This window comes from Calidifontibacillus oryziterrae, from assembly GCF_000331575.1.
GTDB lineage: Bacteria > Bacillota > Bacilli > Bacillales > Bacillaceae_J > Calidifontibacillus_A > Calidifontibacillus_A oryziterrae.
In genome coordinates this window covers 1-621 of sequence record NZ_ANOK01000017.1, presented here as the reverse complement: position 1 = coordinate 621, position 621 = coordinate 1, and the positions used below count along the sequence as shown (strand labels likewise).

Genomic DNA, 621 nt, shown 5'->3' with positions numbered 1-621 from the left:
GAATTATTTAATCTAGCTGAAATTAAAACAGTATGTAGTCCCCGTAGTATTGATGTATCTGAGGATTTAATTAATATGTACTTTGATTATATTGCTCAATTTCATACCGATGAAGTTGATACAAATCACGTTTTTATTAAGTTGTCAGGAGAAAATAAAGGCCAACCGTTAGAATATACCGATGTAGCAGCACTGGTTCAACGTCTACGTGATAAAACAGGCATTTATTTCACTCCACATATGTTACGCCACACATCATTAACAGAACTGAGAAAAGCTGGTTGGAGAGATGAACATTTAATGAATCGGGCTGGACACGCTCATATTCAAACAACAATGCAGATGTACATCCATCCTTCGGATGAAGATATACGAAAAGACTGGGAAAAAGCTCAAGAAAGAATGAAAATCAACAAGGAAAATAAGGGGAATGACGAATGAACTTATCAGTGGGATACGTACTACCAGAAAATAAAGTGAGTGAAATAACTAAAATAGTCTCTGGGTACTTTGAAGATGACATTTGGGATGCAGACGATGCAGCTTTTAATGAATTTAGAAAATCTGAATGGGGGAAAACCCATCACAAAATGAATTTTACGGTACTTCCACCGAAACTCA

The 621-nt window shown here is 35.9% G+C and carries 2 protein-coding genes; both read left to right on the top strand.

Annotation, left to right across the window (positions count from 1 at the left end):
* Positions 1 to 441, top strand: a 441-nt coding sequence (locus tag D612_RS0108425; protein WP_017755017.1) for a tyrosine-type recombinase/integrase, incomplete at its 5' end; no start/stop codon positions are given.
* The coding region (locus D612_RS18095) for a hypothetical protein (RefSeq protein WP_017755016.1) at positions 438 to 621 on the top strand (184 nt) is incomplete at its 3' end. The genes D612_RS0108425 and D612_RS18095, both read left to right, overlap by 4 nt.